The organism is Alteromonas sp. Cnat3-28, from assembly GCF_022348265.1.
Taxonomy (GTDB): domain Bacteria; phylum Pseudomonadota; class Gammaproteobacteria; order Enterobacterales; family Alteromonadaceae; genus Alteromonas; species Alteromonas macleodii.
The window spans coordinates 440,814-460,767 of record NZ_JAKREY010000001.1; the positions used below are offsets into that span (position 1 = coordinate 440,814).

The 19,954-nt window shown below is 42.3% G+C and carries 13 protein-coding genes; 5 read left to right on the plus strand and 8 right to left on the minus strand.

Annotated elements, in window-relative coordinates; translation table 11 throughout:
• Window positions 1–7 precede the first annotated feature (7 nt).
• Genes MHM87_RS01990 through zorA form a run of 4 tightly spaced genes read right to left on the minus strand, consistent with a single transcriptional unit; the run spans window position 8 to window position 6,900 of the window.
• The gene (locus MHM87_RS01990; RefSeq protein WP_239257622.1) at window positions 8–2,860 is read right to left on the minus strand and encodes a DEAD/DEAH box helicase; all 2,853 of its coding nucleotides are present in this window, start codon (window positions 2,858–2,860) and stop codon (window positions 8–10) included.
• On the minus strand, window positions 2,850–4,253 hold the full coding sequence (locus tag MHM87_RS01995; RefSeq protein ID WP_239257623.1) for an EH signature domain-containing protein: 1,404 nt from the start codon (window positions 4,251–4,253) through the stop codon (window positions 2,850–2,852). Before MHM87_RS01995 ends, MHM87_RS01990 begins: the two co-directional genes overlap by 11 nt.
• A complete protein-coding gene (locus MHM87_RS02000; protein WP_239257624.1) occupies window positions 4,253–5,038 on the minus strand; it encodes an OmpA family protein in 786 nt (261 codons plus the stop codon). Before MHM87_RS02000 ends, MHM87_RS01995 begins: the two co-directional genes overlap by 1 nt.
• A 17-nt stretch (window positions 5,039–5,055) precedes the next feature.
• Window positions 5,056–6,900 carry an anti-phage ZorAB system protein ZorA gene (zorA, locus tag MHM87_RS02005; protein WP_239257625.1) on the minus strand — a complete coding sequence of 615 codons (1,845 nt, stop codon included), beginning with the start codon at window positions 6,898–6,900 and terminating at the stop codon, window positions 5,056–5,058.
• Window positions 6,901–8,225: 1,325 nt separating this feature from the next.
• Here zorA and MHM87_RS02010 point away from each other — a divergent pair.
• Entirely contained in the window at window positions 8,226–9,200 is a 975-nt protein-coding gene (locus tag MHM87_RS02010; RefSeq protein WP_239257626.1) for a hypothetical protein, read from the plus strand.
• Window positions 9,201–10,269: 1,069 nt separating this feature from the next.
• On the opposite strand, the gene MHM87_RS02015 is transcribed toward MHM87_RS02010, so the two are convergent.
• The 3 genes from MHM87_RS02015 to MHM87_RS02025 all read right to left on the minus strand — a co-directional run bounded on the left by MHM87_RS02015 (window position 10,270) and on the right by MHM87_RS02025 (window position 12,678).
• Window positions 10,270–11,328 carry a hypothetical protein gene (locus tag MHM87_RS02015; protein WP_239257627.1) on the minus strand — a complete coding sequence of 353 codons (1,059 nt, stop codon included), beginning with the start codon at window positions 11,326–11,328 and terminating at the stop codon, window positions 10,270–10,272.
• Window positions 11,329–11,390: 62 nt separating this feature from the next.
• On the minus strand, window positions 11,391–11,873 hold the full coding sequence (locus MHM87_RS02020; RefSeq protein ID WP_239257628.1) for a PH domain-containing protein: 483 nt from the start codon (window positions 11,871–11,873) through the stop codon (window positions 11,391–11,393).
• A 403-nt stretch (window positions 11,874–12,276) separates the two neighbouring features.
• Window positions 12,277–12,678 carry a hypothetical protein gene (locus MHM87_RS02025; protein WP_239257629.1) on the minus strand — a complete coding sequence of 134 codons (402 nt, stop codon included), beginning with the start codon at window positions 12,676–12,678 and terminating at the stop codon, window positions 12,277–12,279.
• Between the two features lie 519 nt (window positions 12,679–13,197).
• Here MHM87_RS02025 and MHM87_RS02030 point away from each other — a divergent pair.
• Genes MHM87_RS02030 through MHM87_RS02045 form a run of 4 tightly spaced genes read left to right on the plus strand, consistent with a single transcriptional unit; the run spans window position 13,198 to window position 18,851 of the window.
• Complete coding sequence (locus tag MHM87_RS02030; protein ID WP_069944200.1) at window positions 13,198–13,920, plus strand: ABC transporter ATP-binding protein; 723 nt, start codon at window positions 13,198–13,200, stop codon at window positions 13,918–13,920.
• Entirely contained in the window at window positions 13,917–15,359 is a 1,443-nt protein-coding gene (locus tag MHM87_RS02035) for a DUF3526 domain-containing protein (RefSeq protein ID WP_239257630.1), read from the plus strand. Before MHM87_RS02030 ends, MHM87_RS02035 begins: the two co-directional genes overlap by 4 nt.
• On the plus strand, window positions 15,356–16,666 hold the full coding sequence (locus MHM87_RS02040) for a DUF3526 domain-containing protein (RefSeq protein ID WP_239257631.1): 1,311 nt from the start codon (window positions 15,356–15,358) through the stop codon (window positions 16,664–16,666). Before MHM87_RS02035 ends, MHM87_RS02040 begins: the two co-directional genes overlap by 4 nt.
• A complete protein-coding gene (locus MHM87_RS02045; RefSeq protein ID WP_239257632.1) occupies window positions 16,656–18,851 on the plus strand; it encodes a TonB-dependent receptor in 2,196 nt (731 codons plus the stop codon). The genes MHM87_RS02040 and MHM87_RS02045 overlap by 11 nt, the downstream gene beginning before the upstream one ends.
• A gap of 62 nt (window positions 18,852–18,913) precedes the next feature.
• On the opposite strand, the gene MHM87_RS02050 is transcribed toward MHM87_RS02045, so the two are convergent.
• The gene (locus tag MHM87_RS02050; RefSeq protein ID WP_239257633.1) at window positions 18,914–19,873 is read right to left on the minus strand and encodes a LysR family transcriptional regulator; all 960 of its coding nucleotides are present in this window, start codon (window positions 19,871–19,873) and stop codon (window positions 18,914–18,916) included.
• Between the last annotated feature and the right edge of the window lie 81 nt (window positions 19,874–19,954).

Sequence of the window (19,954 nt, forward strand, 5' to 3'; positions counted from 1 at the left end):
TTTTCCTTTAATTGTTTGTTTTTAGTGTATCGCTAAATAGTGAATGCATATCTTCTTTTGACAGCGTGCCAGGCAATAATGCATTCATACTTAAGTTCCTTTTGTTATGCAGTAGCCTATTTAGGTTGGCGTCAAATGACTGATCTTTGTATTTGGGGTGAAGCGCTAGCGGAATGTATACATGCACTGTTTTCTTTTGACCGATTCGGAACGCTCTGTCGGTACTTTGATCTTCAACAGCTGGGTTCCACCACCTAGTTAAGTGTATAACGTGATTAGCTGCTGTAACAGTCAGCCCTACTCCCCCAGCCTTGGGCGATAAAAGCATTACATCAAACTCACCTTCAGGCACGCTCTGAAACTCGTCTACGAAGCGCTTTCGCGTGTATCCATCAACTGAACCATTTATTCTAAAAGGCCTATTTGGTAACTGATAACGCTGCTGTAAATAACCTGATAAATATTCTTGTACGTCGATAGCTTCGCAAAATATAAGCGCCTTCTCTCCTTTGGAATGGACGTTATCCAAAATATTTATAAGTGCAGTGAGTCTTGCAGACCGCTTAATGATGCCATCAGTTATGCCTGTTCCATCAAACTCCTCTGCTATTAATGATGCACGTCGAATCCTCTGAATAACTGCTAGAACATTACCTTTAGCTGCTTCGTCTTGGCCTTCCATAACAATTTTTTCGTATTCTTCGGCCTGAAGTGACGGCATCTGGACAGGTACTTCACACACTTTCTTTTCTGGTAAACCGGAAATATGGTCTTCTTTCATGCGGCGAAGCATTAGTGCAGGGTGGCTTTTTTCTACTAATAGCGACTTAAGGCGTTTGGCTTCAGTAGGATCAGATTGCGCAGGTAACGCGTATTCATTGTGAAAATGACTTAAAGAGCCAAATAAACCAGGTTGCGCAGTATCAACAATACACCATAGGTCTTTGAGTTCGTTTTCTACAGGTGTACCTGTTAACATGAGCGTAAAATCAGAAGACAACGACTTTGCCATTTCGGTAACACGAGATACGGGGTTTTTAATCTTTTGAGCCTCATCGAAAACCGTAACCCCCCAATCAATTGAGATAAAATATTTGATTTTGTCTCGTAGTGTTTCATAGGTCGTCAAAACCCAATCTGAGCGGCTTAGCAATTGGTTCCGCTCTACCACACTCATGTTTTTTAAGTGACGGATGTTCTCACCAAAAGCCTCAAATACCTCGCCTACGCCATCAGGTTCAATATGTATTTTCGCTTCATCTAACCAGTTTTTGAGCAACCCCGAGGGTGCAACAACAAGAAAGGGCTTTTTGGTGTACTTTCGCTCATCCATTTGCGACTTCACTGAGGTCAGAAATGACAGGGTTTGAAGTGTTTTACCCAAGCCCATATCATCTGCCAACAACGCGCCAACTGAACCACTTTCCCAATGCTCACATAGCCAGTTCACACCAAACTTCTGATGGTCAAATAGCGTTTTAGTTTTAAGCTTTTCAGGCAATCGTTGTAGCTCAGGCCTGGAATCACGTTTGACAATTTGAAAGTCAACATCTTCAATATTGTCTTTCAATACAGGCGCTAACACTTCTCTTGGTCGATCCGCGTCACCTGGGCCATATTCGTCGAAAGGTTTGAGCATTCTAATCAACAGATTTTTCGTTTCCAGAGATATTGGAACTCGCTGACCTATGAATGTAATTTCGGGTATTTCTGCATCGAGCGCGTCGGTTACTTCCACTAGAAGCTGTTTCATTTCTTCTACCGTGAAGTTAACTAACAGATCTTCTATCGGAAAAAATAGCCGTTGCTGATCATCTGGCACCCAGTCGCCTTCACGCTTAACTACGTATGCACAAAGCTTTGGCTCCCAAACACCAATGTTCGCTATCCGTTGGCTCACGAATTCAGGCGTTTCAACAAATACAGCTTCCGTTTCTTCTGGGTTATCGTCGTATCCGAGTTTCTCGTTGATAATCTTGTGGGGATTACTTACAAACGCTAAACGTTCTTCAGCAGGTTTAGTTTGATATTCCTTAACAACTGACAACACTTCCTGAATTCTTTTTGGCAGAACGACATAAGTATTATTCCCTAATGCATAGTTACTTCTAATGCCACTCCAACCTTTAAAATGGTCTTCGAACTGCTTCTGCCTGATTTTGGGTACAGCATATTCAACGTCAGACTGCGACTGTGTGTTCCATTCGCTTTCGGTAGCGGGTTTGATCAGTAAAGGATTGAAAACACCGTGTTCTTGCACATCAAGTGTCAGTCTGTCTGCACGACAAATAGTAATGTTATCTAATTGACCATCTACCACTGCTTCCATGGGCAGTAACTCTTTAATTTCACCTAATGCTACGAATCTTTCGTCTTGATCTGCTATTTTAGTGCCGTTGAACTCGTCAATTTTATTTGTGAGCTGATAAAGAGGGTCGAGTAAGAGAGATTTTTTACCTGCCGCACTTACAAAAATGTCGTCGACTTTCGCACCTAACACAGGTCTTCCATGCGCATTAAGCAACCTATAGTTTAATTGGAAGTTAGGACTAGTTATTAGACCTGTTGATGTTAGCTTTACTGAGCCATTGAAAACTTCAGTTAAGTTAAGTTGCTTAACTTCCATTTCGGTGAGCTGTGCGATAGAGGCGCTGGGACAATGAATAGCGTTTTCAGAAATTTCAATTACACCTCCATTATTAGCAAGACGAAATAACGAATCAGCACAAACTACTTTGTCATTAGCGACCAGTTGATAACGTCCCCATTCTTTCGGGTGTATTTTGTTTGAAGCATTTTCGGCAAAAAACTGAAAAGTCTTGTTTTCATATGTCCAAGAGAACGTAGCTTTATCTATCATTCATGTACTCTCTACTACTTACTGAGATACCAGTTAAGTCTTTTATCAAGGTTGATAGTTTATACTGCCACCCACCCGAATCACTTGAATGGTGTGCACCTTCATAATCACTATCACTTACCAATTCTGAGCGTTTATATGCCCTTTTGTACAAAGTAGGCCCTGACAAGTTACGCTCCCATAGGCGGTATTTTCCTGAATGACTCCATTCAGTAATTAACACTCCCCCTATTACCATAATCAATGAACTATGATTTTGAGCACCGCCAGTTAACGTAGCAAAAGAGCTACTTTTACTTAAAAATGCACTTGCCTCTTGATTAGCCCTAGGCCCAAGTGCCACCCAAGCTTCTTGAATAACACCTTTTTTGAGATAAGCGTTCCAAAAGCGTTTTCTATATTGCCAATGGTTATCTGCGGTCGAGTCGGTTTTCGCAACGTGGCTGAGTAAGTTGAAGAAATCATGCATGGTATTTTCGACCATCCATGCTTTCATTACGCTCACGGCTTCTTCACTCACACCAACCCACCTGGCCTTACTTATACGCGGGTCACCATAATGCTTTAAAATTACTTTCTTAATCCTGTCTTTAAGGCGCTTTTTTGGTGGTGCTGATTGATAAGACAGTAAAAGCCCTTCGACAAAATCATTTCTTAATGCGGGGTACACAAAGCATTCGTTGCTGTCGATAAACGTGCCGATGAGGTCTTCTGTTATCTTTTCTTGCTCTATAGATTTAAATGCCGATAGCGAGCCACTAAGCTCTGTTAACAAGGACGCTAAACCGACCTTGAAGAAACTACCAAACTGAAGGCCTCTATATAATCTGTACTTTGCAACACATTCACTTAATGATTTCTCAACGGCAATTTGGACGAAATCGCTCATAACCGTTTGAGAAAATAAATCTACGTTTAGTGACCATTCTTTTAAACTAGCAACTTTAGGCGAGTCAGATTTTTCTATTAACGCTTCAATCGCATTTTTCAGTGAAGCAAAGCTTTTTGATGTAATTGGGTACTCTGATAAAAAGGCATGGATAAACCCTGGTATTGATTGGTAACGTTTTTTGTTCAATAGCCAACTAACAACAGTAGTTGTTGCACCTGGCCTTTCGTAAAGAGGTTCGTCTTCAATCAATTGTAATAGTGCCCAAGGGATCAACTTTTCTTCTCTACGAGAAAGCCTGTTAAATAGCTCCGGTTCATCTAGCGCAACAATCAACTTCTCATAAACCACTTTGATGTCTACGACTTCGGGCACTTCGGCAAACGACACCTCGAACATAGACAGAACAGCTTTCTTTGCCTCTAGCAATTTGCTTTCTTGCTCCATGAATACATTAGTGCTCGAAAGAAAAAACAAGTCGGTTGAGAGATTCTTCGTCGCCATCAGCGTGCCCCTGCTTCAACGATAGAGCGCTGTGCCTCTGTCAAAGAAGGAGGAGACATAATGAACCTGATATCGATACGCCTATTAACTGGGTCATTAGTTGGCTCTGTGTGTGCATGGCCCACTACAGGCCTACCTTCTCCATACCCAGATACAGAAAAAATAGGCTGCCCGCTGGTATTCGCCATCTCCGATAAAGTGGAGGCGTTCATCATGTGTCTGTAGGCAGTGATCGCTCTTTGAGCAGAAAGATCCCAGTTGTCTTTATATCTCCAAGAATTCATTGGAACGTTATCGGTATGACCTTCAACAAATACACTGTCTAGCGTGCCTTTAAATTCCGTCTTGTGAACACACAAGCTATTATCAGGGGGATTTGCGGCGTAACATGGTAAGATACTCGACATAACCATAGATATTATTTCGAGATTTGTTTTACTCGATTCGTTTAATGTCACTTCTGACGAATTAAACAAAACCGCTTGTTCGGTTAACCTTAAAACACCGTGCTCAGTATCTAGCTCTACAATGATATCTTGGCTCTCAAGTACGCTTTGAATCTCAAGTAGTAGTTGCTTTCGAATCTGCTCTCTATTGGTGAGCTTTCTAACAATACTCTTCTGAGTTTCTGTTACTTTTTCTTGTTTTTGAATCGCATCTTGGAAGTTCAAAATGAACGCAACCAATGTGATGATAAAAACTAATAGTAGGCCAGACATCATGTCAGCTACAGAAATCAGATAGCCAGCACCTTCGTCTTCAAGCAGGTCATGCTGTTCACTCATTTGATGTCCTTATCGAATTACTGCGTCGAATCGGTTATTTGCTTTGCTGTCTCGATCTTTTTTTCCAACTGACTTTCCGCAGCTTTTGCTTTCGAAAGTGTTTCAGATACAACTTTTTGTGTCTCTACTACAATCTTTTGAAGACCGTCAGTGAAAACTGACGCCCTGTTATCTAGAGTCTCATCGAGTCCATCAACAGTTTCAGAGAGGTCTTGTGTCGCTCCAGCTAAACTTTGCACAACTTCAGCCGCGTGTTTATCTAAGTTAATCACATAATCTTCAGTATTCTTTGCGAATGACTGCAAACCATTACTAAGTGAGTTGAATAAGCTTTCTACTGACTGATCAATATCCGAGAACCGTTCTTTGTATTCCTTCCAGCTGCTCTCGATTTCTTTTTGACCCGATAGTAACTCTCCGACATAGCGCTCTGTATTCTGAGTCGAATTTGAAATTGCATCAGTATGTTCTTTTACAGACTTTCTATACTCTTCAAATTCGTTTGCCACTTGCCTAAATTCAATGTTAGCTTGCGCTGCTTTCTCCACCAAAGACTTACTTTGCTCAAGAGTTTCATTGAGCTGTACATAAATGTCTTTATTTGACTCAGACATCGAAGACATTTCTGTAGATGCTTCTTTGAGCTTTGCAGCAATTTCGGTTACGTTTTCGATTGCGCTAGATAAGTCTCTTGCTAGTTTTGCACCCGCTTCTTCAAGTTCTTTCGTAACGCCCTTTATTGCTTCAGACATACCTGAAGATAAATCGGAAACTGCTTCTGCTATTCCTTTCGCGATATCAGCACTACCTTTCGACAGCGCCTCAGACATTTCAACTACAGCTTGCTTCGATGCCTGCTGCATTTCTTGCTGCCCCTGATTAAGGCTTGCGACTTGTTGCTCCATTTGTTGGCTCATAACCTCCACAGATGACGCAAAAGCTTTCATCTCTTCACCAGCAGCACCACTTATAGAACTTGAAAATTCCTTCATTAAACGTTCAAGCGTGTCGTCACTAGCCGTTTTCTGCTCGTTTCGCAACGCGTCAATCGCCGCCACCATTGGCGCTGCGACTTGTTGTTCAATTACCTGCCCTAGTGAAACGGCTAAATCGTTAGCAAATGACTCAAGAGCTATAGACTGCTTTTTAGATTCTTCTAACGATTTATTAGCAAGCCGCTCGGCGGAAAAATACTCGACCCTAGCATCAATTTCGGCGACTAGTGATTGACACCGTTTGTTGAAACGATGCAAACGCATTTTTTCAAAAAAAGAAAATGACAGAGAGGAAACTAGACCTGCTATAGAGGTTATGAACGCCAGTGCCGCACCATCTAGAAGCGTATTAAGCGCATTTTTGGCGTCGCTCATTTCATTTGAATTTAATCCAGGAGCTGCGAGGTATATTCCTATCGACAAACCAATAAACGTACCTATTATGCCAAGACCTGTGAGAATATTTGGCAGCGCGTTGTAAAAGCGCATGTTTACGTAATGCCAAAGAATATTTCTTTGATTGAAATGAGTAGATGTTAAATGCGTGTTTAAAATGACCTCTTTTTCACCCTCGAAGTCATCTCCTGGAATCAGTAAAGTCTCTTCAAACTCTCGCCAGCAGTCTTTAAGGTACGTTGTTTTGCTCATCCACTCAGAAAATTCGTAATAGTGCTCGGGGAAGCTTTCTTTATCGCGCTTGGATTTTTTTAGCTCAGATTTGGCGCGATCTATTTCTGCATTTATTGGTCGAAGTAAGCTATGAAATCTGATTGCCGCACCGACAGCGATAACCAATGCGAAACCACAGTAGAACGCTATGAATTTTCCAGAGGTGAAAAGTTGAAGAGATAAACCAACAGTCTCCATACTACATCCTTGTTTTTATGGTAAAGGCAAAGCAAAAACTGCTTTATTATCGATTAATCTATAGGGGAGTTTCAAGTAATTGAAACTAAAATCTTTTAAGCAATAATTTATACTTTAGTCGATAATATCAAGAATCTATCTTTTTCCCAACATTTAGATGGGGGCTATGCATACAGCGTTGTATAGGGCGCGAAGCTCTCTAACAAAAACTCGATACAAGTTTTAAAAACAGCCTAAATTAGCGGTAGCTGCCTCCGAGCAAAACTTGTGTCGCGGTCACTAAGTGACAAGAGTGAATTTCGCGGACATCTAACCACAAAATCAACTCATGATTAAAGCGTTATAATCACGCGATTTTAAACTACTATCAAAAGCAGAATCACTCTCGAAGTCAGCGATTAAAGAAAAAGCTTTGCTGCAATCTCAAAAGTTCTCCTTGTGTGGCCCTTTTTAAGGCCGAAGACATAAAAGGAGAAATACATGAAATGTAAGCGGCAATTTTTTATTGCATTGTTTGACGTACTAAGCTCACAACTAATGACCATAGGAGACATTCTGTTTGTGATTTTTGTTGTGCAACTAATAACTCAATTCGAAGTTGCAGAGAGTTATCCGTTTACCGGAATGAGAGGCTATATGCTAATTTTTCTTATCTATTTATTATCACTTGCTTGTCACTTACAAAGTACAAAGCTGCGAAAAAAATAGAATGTTCTTGGAGCACCAGCTGGGTGCTCTTTTTTCTTCTAATTATTTGCCTGTTACCTCTCGCAACTTGCTTTTCGCTCTTATCGAAGATGCAAGCAACGTAATCGGTACGATTATGTAAAAAAGCTTGAGCAACGCTCAACAACTGCTGCGCAGATAATAGTTTTGTGAAACAGAACAATTATCGGAGCCGGAGGCAGCATCGCAGATTTAGCCAGATTTCATTTTGCATAAGCAAAATTGCTTGTAATTACGGAGTAATTGCAGGCAACTGAAACACCAACGGTGTGAACTCTGCGATGGGGTATTCAAAGCGCAGCTTTCCCTGAGTAGAGCCTGGTGGAATGTGGCTAAATCAGCGGTAGCTGACTCCGAGTAAAACTTCTGTCGCAGTCACAACGTGACAAGTAGCAGAGCAGCGACGAGTCGCGTCAGCTCTGCTTTGCAGAAGATTTACTCCTACGAAGTAGACAATATTTTAAGAATAAGAAATGTTGTAGCTAAGCAGTATGTTTAGCAAAGCGAAGCTTAAGCATAATGCAAAGCATTGTGCGCTCATTCGAAGATTCTCCCGAGCTTGATTCTATGTAGCTATGATTTAAAAACAGGAGAATGAAATGAACTACATAGACCGTGCAATCGAGTCTTCTACACGCTACTTATATATCACTAATAAAAGTGACCCAGCTTCACTTGGCATACAGCGAGAGAACGCCGCAATAGCGATAACAGGAATATTTGGAGTTACCTGTAAAACCGTAATTCAGCGCCACTTGGAGCTATCAAGAGAAGCTGTAAATAAACTTGTAAATCGACTCAAAAAGAAACAAATCGTAGCTATACATCCTACTTTTGCTAACCAAGACAGAAACTTCATAGTTCTAACCAACCAAGGCATTCGGGAAGCTGAATTTTTACTCAACAGAGAACTGCACCTGCGATCAGATGCTAGCAGAGTGAACGAACGAAATTTGCTTCATGATCTCTCGGCACAAATTGTGATTCTCGACTTGGTGAAGAACAAGAAAATAACGGGATTTGCGTCTGAGCGCGATATTGCTATTCAATTGGAGAATAGAGCAAATGATGCAAGACTCGTTGATGCTCTGGTCGTGGATGCAAATACTGGCTGTCGTATCGCTATTGAGATGGAAACATCTAATGCCAAGAATAAATCTAATGGCGACCTTCGCGCGAAGATACTTAGCAAATATCTACAGGAATTTGGAAGTGACAACGGGCTATATGAATTTGTATACATGTATAGTCATCGCCAGCGTTTTCTCACCCAGATTGAGAAAGCACACGCTCGTCTATTCGCGAACACCCGTTCTTCTTTCACTGAAAGTCAGCAAGCGACACTAACGAGCCAAATCAAATTTCAGCACAATCAATGTGATGTCATATACGAATTAATGTTTAACAGTAAAAGACCGTTAGGAGATGACAAGTCACAGTCCATTTCCAGAGACGCGTTTTTCAACGAACTCGCAAAGCTCGAAGCGCTCGCAAAAAGCAGTAATGACAGAATAGTGGAAATAAGGTTAGAAGGTTTTCGTGACGGAGGAAGAGTTTTAGGGTTGTTGAATTAGTTGTAGACTTGACCTCAGGGAGCAATGCGCTCCCTTTTTTATGGCTTACGATAGCTTCAAGAATTATTGAATATCGTGTTGATAGACAAAGCATCTTTAACGCACATACCTCTATGTGCGTCGAGCCAGCAGGAGGATTGCACTGTCGAGGTTTACTGTGCTATCAGTAGTGTTCCCACCCGAGTTCATGAGACTCAAGCAGATTGAGTTTATGAAAGATTGCGGCTCAGCTATTACTACATAGTCTCCGATTACGAAAATTTTCAGCATAATTTACATGACAATGGAAATTTCGATTGAAGTAAACTGAATATAGTTACTACTTAATGTGAGCGCGACGCATTAGTCTGGTAACAGGTTTGACGGTACGCCATTAACTCCCCCTTCATACAACAGGAGACTAAATATGACTTAGACCCATCTGGTAGATTGGCGTTGGCTCTTGCCTTAAATTAGTGGGCTAGACGATGCGGAGGCGTTTTACAACCTCGGCATATAGATAAAGTGTTTGCTTTATCCTCTAAGGCGTACCGTCCTTTTTAATATGTAGTTTGCTTGTATCGAGTCACTTCGAGGTATTCCCGCGCCCTCTTCAATAGTCGAACGCCTGTTAAGTCAGCATCTCTCTTTACACTGAAACTGATGTCTTGCTTTACGGAAGGCAGCCATTGCGCAAATTAAAGTAAAAATATCTCTTTTATCTAGCAGAATTCTCATGAGCAGAACTTAGTTAATCATAGGACTAACTGAGGAATTTATTATGAGACCTAACTACGAAAGCGTGTTCGACGCTTGCATTAAACTCTCTGGAAAATGGATATCACTTGCTAATTCAGTAAGCTATGTCGCAATTATTAATACACTTTGGAACATTTTATTTCTATTGCTAGATTATTCCGACTTCATTGCTTTTGAGGCATTGTCATATAGGTTATTTTTGATTTCGTTTGGATGCGTGGGAATAGGGGTTATTTTTTCGCTAGCTGCGTATTTTTGTATGCGCGCATTGGAGAGTAAATAATATTGAGCACCCCGCGAGGGGTGCTTTTTTAATAAACTGACGAGGTGACTAGGTCGAGAAATCGCAAGAGGCGTAATCGCCCTTTGCTGCCCATATAACCTTATCCATTGGCTCGTACAATATTTGAGAGTTGTAGGTCGGTAAGTTGCCGAAAAATCTTCCCATTGGCCCTTGCGCTTTACCGTAAGTCTGAATCTTAATGTTTTCTTCACTAACCTTTTCAATAAAACCCATAATATTTTGGTAATTACAAACCTTGTCGCCAAGACCAAAAGTTTGGGAGTTACGGTTTTTCCAAACTTTTTCTCGCTCTGAATTCCAAATTGCTAGCTGAGCACGCTCTTCCTTTTCTTTTTCCAATGCAAAGAGCCTATTTTTTTCTTTTCGCAATTTTGCTTCTTCGGCCCATTTTGCTCTACGCGCCTCCGCTTCCTTTTCTTTTTTCTTTTGTAGCTCAGCTGCTAATAGCGCTTCTTGGTTTTGTCTTACAAGAGCTTCAACCCTGCTCAGCAGTTTTGCCTCACTGTAAGTTAAAACGAATGAATCAATGGCACTCGAAAACTGTTCCATCGTATACTTCTCATCAAACTCCCTCGCCAGGACTTCGCCAATGAACAATCTGTTTTCTTTTGGGACAATCGATATAAATTCATCCAATTTTGCAAGGCTAGCATAGACACTCTTCATTGCATCCTCTGCATTTTCAATTGCTCTCTCAGTACCTTTAGGCGTCAGCTCCATAGAGTAATCATAGAAACCTGCATAGCAGGCACTTGCTTCTTCTTCTGACTTTGAAAGTTTGGAACCACATTTTTTGGTATTCAAAACATCAATAAAATGTGGCGCTAATAGATTTAGATGTCCACGCTTTCTTTCTTTGGTAAATGATAAATCACCAAAAGTAGAACTGATGAGGAAAGTCGGAGCATAATTTATTCTTCGAGCGTTTACGGCAACTTTCGCTTCTTTTAAATTTGTTAATGGTGATGAATATTTCAAAAACTCTTTATCATAAACTGCTAACATGTCCTTATTCTCTGCTGGAGTGCTTACACACCCTGCTAAAAAGAAACTAACCGATATTATAAGCAAAACATTCTTTAACATTTGGTTCCCATTATTTTTTGTATTCATAAGTTCTGTATTGAAAGGTAGGCCAATTGGTTAGCCTAAAATTTACCCTTGCGCTTTGACTGGATAAATTCAAAAACTTCCATGTGGTTTGGTAACTGCCTTAGTTTGATTGCATCTTCAGATGGCGTCCTAATCGTTATCGTTCCTACTCCACTGCTCGCTTCAATTACATTTTGCTGATGCTGAATCGATACAATGTCCAAATAACGGAAAGACTTGGTCGTAATATTAAATAGGCCTGTTTTTACAGTCACACCCTCTTCATCAAGGTTGTATGACGTATTGCTAATAACCGTTTTATCGTAAATAAAAACCTTTAGAATAACTGCAAGTACAATAGCAAACACGTGCCAGATTACACCCTGTTGATAAATATCAGACTCACCATAAGAAACAGGCGCGGCACCAAATAGGAACACCATCCACGCCGGAATTAGACTTAGGCCTGCAACCTTAAAAGTGTTAGGCTCAAAGACAAATGGTGCAGCTTTATATGAGGGCAAAACGGTATCAGTCATGGAAGGTCCTTTTATCGATTTAATAATTTTAGTTTTGAAAGTTTGATATTTACGTCGAGTTAACACTGACTAGGAGTAACAAAAATTTTTGCCACAACGCCGCTAAACCACTGTGATTTAAACGTAGACTAGCTTTATGATTGGAAGGTATTGATAGCGTAGAAACAAATACTGCGGCCATTAATTTTAAAGAATCCGCGTTGTTTATAATCGTGCCCAAACTATCTAAAGGAAACTTCCGTGTAATCTCGTACTTCGATAAAGTATCCCTTTTTTTACGTTGGAATATCAAGCCTCAACGGTAATTTTTCCTATGAACTTCATATACATGAGCGTTTTTTGTACTTATATACATAGAAGGAAGAACTTTCAGGCTTAGTAAAAAAGGGCTGCAAAGCAGCCCTTAAAGTAAGTCGATCTGCTCACTCCATTCATCAATTGCTTCCACCGAAAAATAACGCTTTTTCGATACGCCGAACACGTTTTCAAATTCAACATCATCTACTTCTTCAGAGTTGATGAATTCAGAGATCTGTAATTCGAAGAACAGAAATAACAAGCACCTTTCTGAAGGAGTGAAGTATTTCTTTCTCAGTTCCTCAGGAAGCTGCTGTACTAGCCCATCTGAGAGTACAAAGCCGTTAGTAATAAACTTCTCATCTTTGTGTTCATAGATATAGTCGAGTGTCTCTGGATTAAAATGCCAGCAGACTCGAAACTTATCAGGCCACTCTGTTCTTGTAGCGCGTTTGAATTGATGAATAAATGTGATTTGCAGATCACCTTTTGATGTCTTTTTAGTCATAGTTAAGTCCAATTTAGTAAACCTCATAACTAACTAGGCTTACATTTGGAGAATTATGGTAATATGACTATCAGAACAGATAGGGAACTTAAACATGGATTGGAAATTCTTCGCAGTGTTCTTTGGATTATATTTGGTATGTGAGTTATGCCGAGTGCTATACGAATGTTGGAGGGATAAAATGACTCTTAGGCAGTGGTGGAATGCACCGTTGAAAAAAGAGAAGCCAACCAATTTCGAAGCATAAGACCTAAGCCTAGCAGAAATTAAAAAACACAAATACTGCACAGACTTCCCTACAGGCCAATAAAATAGCGACATCGACGCGGGTTCAAATCCCGCCAGCTCCACCAATTCCAAAGGCTTGCCACTCGGCAAGCCTTTTTCGTTTCAGCTTCCGAAATTTGTAAATTGTTCTAATTAAAACAAAACACACACTACCTAAATAAAAGCTATTCCCATTTAGATAGTTATATTATAACATTGCAGCACAATTCTAATGTATAGCTTCTCCAAACAATGCAAACAAATTCAGTGATATGCGCGGATGCGCTTACCGTGTGTGTTGACGATCGCACGCTTCTAGACAATCTCAATTTTAATGTAGGAAAAGGCGAAGTATTTGCACTTTTAGGTGGAAATGGCGCAGGTAAATCCACCACCCTTAAAACTTTTTTAGGGCTTATGAAGGCAAGTAGCGGTAGCGCCACTGTATTAGGGCATAATGCCTCTACCCAGCCAAACCAAGTTCAAAAGTCTGTTGCCTACTTACCCGAATCTGTCACCTTATATGGCCATCTTTCTGGCGTAGAAAACATTCGTTATTTCTTGTCAGTGGCTGGAGTCGATAAGTCTGACGACGATATGTTCGCCGCACTTCGCAAGGTCGCACTTCAAGAAGATTCGTGGAATAAGGCGCTATCTAATTATTCAAAAGGCATGCGTCAGAAGACCGCAATTGCCTTGGCGCTACTGCGCAATGCGCCTGTACTGTTCTTAGACGAACCTACATCTGGGCTAGATCCAGCAGCCATCGACGAATTTAATGCGCTAGTGTCAGAGCTGGCAGCGGGTGGCGCTACTATTTTTATGGTTACCCACGACGTTTATGGTGCCTGCCAAGTTGCCCATCGAATTGTGCTTTTAAGTAATGGCAAACTCACAGGTTCCTTCGAGCGCGCTGGCGATACGCCAATAGATACTGAAGCCGTTCACGCAGCATTTGCAGGGCGTAATGTATGATACTGAATGTTGCTAAAATCATTTGTGCTGAACAGTGGCGCTATTGGTTGCGAACAAAAGTAGCAGCGACCGTTTTATTGCTAGGCGCTATGCTTACCATAGCTGCACTGGTAGTTAACGCCTTTCACGTCGATGAGGCTGCCCACACCAGAGACCACCTTCAAACAGAAGCTGAACAACGCTTTGAGGCACAGCCTGATAAGCACCCTCATCGCATGGTGCATTATGGTCATTATGTATTTCGTGCCCCCACTCCACTGAGCGTAATTGAACCGGGTGTCGATACCTACACGGGGAACGCTATATTTTTAGAAGGACACCGCCAAAATAGTGCGATGTTCGCCGAGCAGCGCCAATCCGCAGGACTTACACGCTTTAGTAGTTTAACACCCAGCTTTTTAGCTTTGGTTCTTGCACCTTTATTTATTATTCTAATTGGCTACGGCAGCGTGTCACGTGAACGCGAAGCCGGCACGCTAACCTTACTGCTTTCTCAAGGCACCACCCGTTGGCAATTGCTCTTAGGGAAGCTTCTGGCGCTTATAACCGCTAGCAGCCTATTTTTACTCCCGCTACTGCTTGCCTGTCTTTATGTCGCGTTTTCAAACGAAAGTGCACTTGTTGTAATACTCTTTTGCCTTAGTTATGTGGTTTATTTTTTACTGTGGGCTACGGTAGTCACTGCGTGCTCAGCCATATTTGAAAAAAGCAGCGTTAGCTTCACCGTTCTTGTTGTCATTTGGATGAGCGCTTGTGTGTTGCTTCCTCGTTTAGGGAGCAGCGTTGCCACAAACATTGCCCCTTCAATGGGAAAACTTGAAGCCGATTTCAAAGTGGAAGAAAAACTTAGAAGTTTAGGTGACGGTCATGACGTTAACGATCCTGCATTCAAGAAGCTAAAAGAAGATTTACTAGCGAAATACAATGTAGATTCAGTTGACGACTTACCCGTTAATTTCAGGGGCATTGTTGCCCAGTACTCCGAAGGTCGACAAGCCAAAGTGCTTAATGAGTTTGCTGAAACCCGCATGACCGAAGAGTTGGAACAAGCCCAAATAGCACGGCAGTTTGGCTGGCTTTCGCCGACGGTTGCGGTGCGCTCTATTTCTACGATCCTTGCGGGAACTAGCCTCGAGACACACCACCGCTTTTTAAGGGAAGCGGAAACGCTAAGACTTGAGTTTGTTCAGGCTTTGAACAAGGTTCACGCTGAAAAACTCGATTACAAGTTAGATATGAACCGCAACGCCAGTGAAGAAGCAGCAGACAAAGCTGTGGTTGGCGCAGATAACTGGGCGATCTTAGCAGAGTTTGATTTTAAACCAGAAGCAGGAAGCACACGCATTAGTAACGCGTTGATTTATTTTATTCAGCTGTTGCTTTGGATGGGACTTACCGCACTACTTCTTCAAGCTGCAGTTAGGAGATTAAATCCATGATGCGTTATAGCGATATTAAACGAGAAGCGGGTTTCGTATTTGGCCATCGTCAGATAAAACTAACGCTTTTGGTCGTGTTTCTTTTAAGCTCGATGTCGTTGTGGTCTGGCTATTCGGAAATGCAAGAACAGCAAGCCACTATTGAGCGCTTGTTAGATAAAGATGAAACAGAGCGCAACGCTGTCCTTACTCACCAATCTAATTATGGCATAGTAGCCTATTACGCCTTTCATTTGACCTATGCCCCGCCCTCGCCGTTGGCGTTTGCTGCTGTAGGAGAGCGCGATGTGTTTCCGTGGAAGCACCGTATTAGAATGCTAGCGCTAGAAGGTCAGATTTATGAAAGCGATACAGACAATCCGGAGCTTGCTTTCCTAGGGCGTTTTGACTTTGCTTTCGTTACCAGTGTGCTGTTGCCTCTGTTTATCATTTTGCTCCTTTACGACTTAAAAGCGAAGGAACGCGAAGCCCGCCGTTTTGACTTACTTAATGTAACCGCACGCAATTCGCATGCTATTTGGTCATCACGCGTATTGGTAACCCTGGTGCCCTTGGCACTAGTTACACTTATTCCGTTTATTGCCTTTAGTGTAGTGAATGGCGCGTCTGTGTTTCAAACAGTAACGGTTTGTACCATCGTCATTGGCAGCATAATTGTTTGGAGCGCTATTGTGCTTGCTATAGGTGCTGCTAAGCGTTTTGCCAATTTCAGCGCCACGCACCTAGCTTCAATCATGTTAGGCGTATGGCTTGTCACAACGGTTATTGTGCCAGTTACCGGGCACACCATAATTAATGCCTCGGTTGATACACCTGAGGGCGGCGACATTGTGCTCACGCAGCGAGAAGCCGTTAACAGTGCATGGGACAAACCTGTTGAACAAACATGGGAAGCGTTTATTGAAACTCACCCACAGTGGGCGGATAAAACCGACTTTGATCCACAGCGAGACAGTTCATTTAATTGGAAGTGGTATTACGCATTTCAACAAGTTGGCGACCAAACGGCAAAGGAACTTTCAGAGGCTTATCAAGCCGCCACCTTACGCAAAGATAAAATTGCAAGCTATGTTGCTCTGCTATCCCCGTCTTTGTTAACGCAACGCTTATTAACGAGTGCGGCTGATACCGATGTTAAAGCCATGGTTAACTACGAAAATAATGTTCGCGAGTTTCATGCGTCGTTGCGCAAATTCTACTATCATCACTTGTTTGAAGCCCCGGAGTTTTCATCGGCCAGTTTTAAACAGCTACCTCAATTTTCACCAACAATAAGAAAGACACAGGAAAACACTAATGAAGACTAGTTGGGTAAAATCTACCCTCGCCCTTTCTATCGCAACGCTTTTGAATGCGCCTGCAAATGCGCAAAATACTGATATTCAATCGGAAGCTGATGTAGAGAGAATTACGGTGCATGGTATGCACCGTGCGTATCAAGGGGCATTTGAATATAAAGAAGTGCCGGCGGCAGCGCAGGATATCGACCTTGGTCTCATCAATGATGCAGGCGCTATAAACCTTAACGACGCTTTAGACTTGTCCGCTTCGGTAGCCAGACAAAATAACTTTGGTGGCCTTTGGAACAGCTTTGCTATTCGTGGTTTTTCAGGTGACGAAAACTTACCTAGCGGTTTTTTGGTAAACGGTTTTAACGCAGGACGCGGATTTGGCGGACCTCGTGATCTCTCTGGCATTGATCATGTTGAAGTATTAAAAGGCCCTAAAGCTGCGCTGTTTGGTCGCGGTGAACCAGGTGGAGCGGTAAACCTTGTTACAAAGCGCCCCCAGTTTCGTCAAGGTGGTGAAATTAAAGCAACTTACGGAAGCTGGTCGCAGAAGCGCATTGAGGCTGATGTACAATCGGTTGCAGGCAGTACTGAAAATGTAGGTGTACGCTTAGTAGGCTTTTATGAAGATGCTGAAAGTTTCCGCGATACAGTAGAAACTGAGCGTTTTGGCTTTTATCCATCGGTTACGTGGGAAGCATCAGCAGACACCACGGTTACGTACGAACTCGAATACACCGAGCAAAAAATTCCTTTCGACCGTGGCGTAGTGGCCATCGATGGTAAGTTGGGCCATCAGCCAATTGAAACCTTTACTGGCGATCCTAATGGCGACACCATCGATGCGGAAGTGGTTGGTCATCAAATTGAGATTTCTCATAAACTTGCTGACGAATGGAACCTGCTTTTGGGTGCTGGCTTACGCGATACCACTTTCGAGGGTAATGCATTAGAAAACAACTTTGGTGGTCGCCAAACGTTATTTATCGATCCTAATCAAGCCTTGTTGTCTCGTTTTAAGCGCTACCGTAATTTCCAAACCGATTACTTCGTTTTACGCGGCGAAATAGCGGGACAATTCGATACTGGGTCGCTATCACATCGCGTGATTATTGGTGCTGACTACGATAAGTTTGAAAATGACCAGATTATTCTGCGCTATCGCCCGCCATTCTTTTCAAGCGATACTGACATTAACGACTTAGACTTAGAACAGTACTTAGTGGTCGATATTTTTAATCCGGATTACTCACCACTTCCAGATGTGGAATTGTCTGACAACTTGAACCGTTTTGAAGTTCAGGAAGCGTGGGGTATCTATTTCCAAGACCAAATCAACATCACTGATAATTTCCAAGTTAGGCTGGGTGGTCGCTTCGATAAGTTCGAGCAGGAAATTGATAATCGCTTAGCGTCACCTGTAAGTACCACATCACAAGACGACACACGCTTTTCTCCACAAGTGGGCGCTGTTTACTTGTTTGATGACACCACAAGTGTGTACGCAACCTATGGAGAAGGTTTCCGTCAGCTGACGGGGTCGGATTTCGCCGGAAATCCGTTTGAACCTAACGAATCTAAATCTGCGGAAATTGGCGTTAAAGCCGACCTCACATCAATGTTCAATGATATACGGGGTGATATCACCTTCGCCGTGTTTAATATCGAGCAAAGTAACATCCTTGTTTATGATGATAGCCCTGAGGCGTCTGACGGCTTCTTCTTAACCCCCGCTGGCGAAGCGCGTAGCCGTGGTGTTGAGTTAGACATTAACGCTGAATTTGAAAATGATATTTCGCTTTGGGTGTCGTACACCTTCGTAGATGCTGAAAGTACAAACGACGCGGCGGATGCTAACTTTGTTGCAGCCATTGAATCTGGCGATCCTTTAATTAACGTTCCAGAAAACCAATTGAGCATTCAGTTGAGCAAGGGACTTATATTTGCTGATATGCCAGTACGTATCGGTTCAGGACTGTTGTATGTTGATGAGCGTTTAGGTCAAACCGCTACCGACTTCTACTTACCAAGCTACACCACGGTTCGTGCGTTTGCTGAAATAGAGCCTGTAGAAAACTTGTCAGTTAAAGTTGCAGTAGATAACCTGTTTGATGAAGAGTTTTATACTAACTCTTTCGCAGATGTGTGGGTTGAACCTGGCGCGCCTCAGCGCTTTAGGCTTACCGCCGCCTATCGCTTTTAAGGTTTAAGGAGAGGCTTTTAAAGCCTCTCCGTTTATGATGTTCAGGTGTTGTTTTAACTGAATTAGGCGTTGTCACACGGCGGCCATTCACTCTCTTTTAATATTTGATTTTGAATAAGACGTTGACGCTTATTTTCAATAACCTGTTTTAATTCATCTCTAATTAATCTTACCGCTGGCGTAATAAGATGCCGGCTAGGCAGCATGAGCCACATTTCAGTTAGCGGTACGTGGTAACCAGTCAAAATACGCTGCAGCTTTCCGCTCAGTAAATCCCCCGCAACGTCTATACATGACTTTTTAGCGATCCCCTCTCCATCTACGCACCAGCGCCGAACAATATCACCGTCATTCACAGCGCGATTACTGTTCACTTTCACTTTAACTCTCTCGCCCTCGTTGATAAGTTCCCACGTATTGTGGGTTTGGTCGTAGAGCTTATAAAGAAGTGCGTTGTGCTGCGCTAAATCAGTCAAAGTTGTAGGCTCACCGTTTCTTTCTAAATAATCGGGAGACGCGCAAATCACATGCGGAATATTGCACACTTTAAAACCATACATCTGCGATTCTTTAACCGCTTCTTTTGTCATGGCTCTAAGTGCTACATCTACACCATCGCGGTAGAAGTCCACCCGACTGTCGCTCACATGTAATCGCAATGAAAGTTCTGGATTTTCGCGTTGCACTTTATTTAGCAGTTCACGCATTAAGTTGCGACCCATTTCCGAAGACATCGCCATGCGAAGCTCACCGTGAATGCTCTGCTTCTGCTCTGTTACTAATGCAAGGCCCTGCTGTAAGGTATCGAGTGCTTGCTTTGCCACAGGTAAATACTGCTCTCCTTCAGGTGATAATCGAATTTTGCGTGTACTTCGCACGAATAGCGCTACGCCAAGCTGCTCTTCTAAACGTTTAACCGCCATACTTGCAGCAGATGAGCTAATATCAAGTTTTATCGCAGCAGTGGTTATCGAGCCCACTTCAGCCACCTTTACGAACACAGACAGGTCTTCGGTTTTCATACTTCCCTCAACGTTTATTTCACTCTTTTGATTTCAAGGCGAAAAAGACAAAGCAAAATGGAGCACCTCTATTATCCACAT

Bases quoted from the DNA above. Each gene is read 5' to 3' on its own strand.
- MHM87_RS01990 (WP_239257622.1), bottom strand. From the start codon at position 2,860: ATGATAGATAAAGCTACGTTCTCTTGGACATATGAAAACAAGACTTTT.
- MHM87_RS01995 (WP_239257623.1), bottom strand. From the start codon at position 4,253: ATGGCGACGAAGAATCTCTCAACCGACTTGTTTTTTCTTTCGAGCACT.
- MHM87_RS02000 (WP_239257624.1), bottom strand. From the start codon at position 5,038: ATGAGTGAACAGCATGACCTGCTTGAAGACGAAGGTGCTGGCTATCTG.
- zorA (WP_239257625.1), bottom strand. From the start codon at position 6,900: ATGGAGACTGTTGGTTTATCTCTTCAACTTTTCACCTCTGGAAAATTC.
- MHM87_RS02010 (WP_239257626.1), top strand. From the start codon at position 8,226: ATGAACTACATAGACCGTGCAATCGAGTCTTCTACACGCTACTTATAT.
- MHM87_RS02015 (WP_239257627.1), bottom strand. From the start codon at position 11,328: ATGTTAAAGAATGTTTTGCTTATAATATCGGTTAGTTTCTTTTTAGCA.
- MHM87_RS02020 (WP_239257628.1), bottom strand. From the start codon at position 11,873: ATGACTGATACCGTTTTGCCCTCATATAAAGCTGCACCATTTGTCTTT.
- MHM87_RS02025 (WP_239257629.1), bottom strand. From the start codon at position 12,678: ATGACTAAAAAGACATCAAAAGGTGATCTGCAAATCACATTTATTCAT.
- MHM87_RS02030 (WP_069944200.1), top strand. From the start codon at position 13,198: ATGCAAACAAATTCAGTGATATGCGCGGATGCGCTTACCGTGTGTGTT.
- MHM87_RS02035 (WP_239257630.1), top strand. From the start codon at position 13,917: ATGATACTGAATGTTGCTAAAATCATTTGTGCTGAACAGTGGCGCTAT.
- MHM87_RS02040 (WP_239257631.1), top strand. From the start codon at position 15,356: ATGATGCGTTATAGCGATATTAAACGAGAAGCGGGTTTCGTATTTGGC.
- MHM87_RS02045 (WP_239257632.1), top strand. From the start codon at position 16,656: ATGAAGACTAGTTGGGTAAAATCTACCCTCGCCCTTTCTATCGCAACG.
- MHM87_RS02050 (WP_239257633.1), bottom strand. From the start codon at position 19,873: ATGAAAACCGAAGACCTGTCTGTGTTCGTAAAGGTGGCTGAAGTGGGC.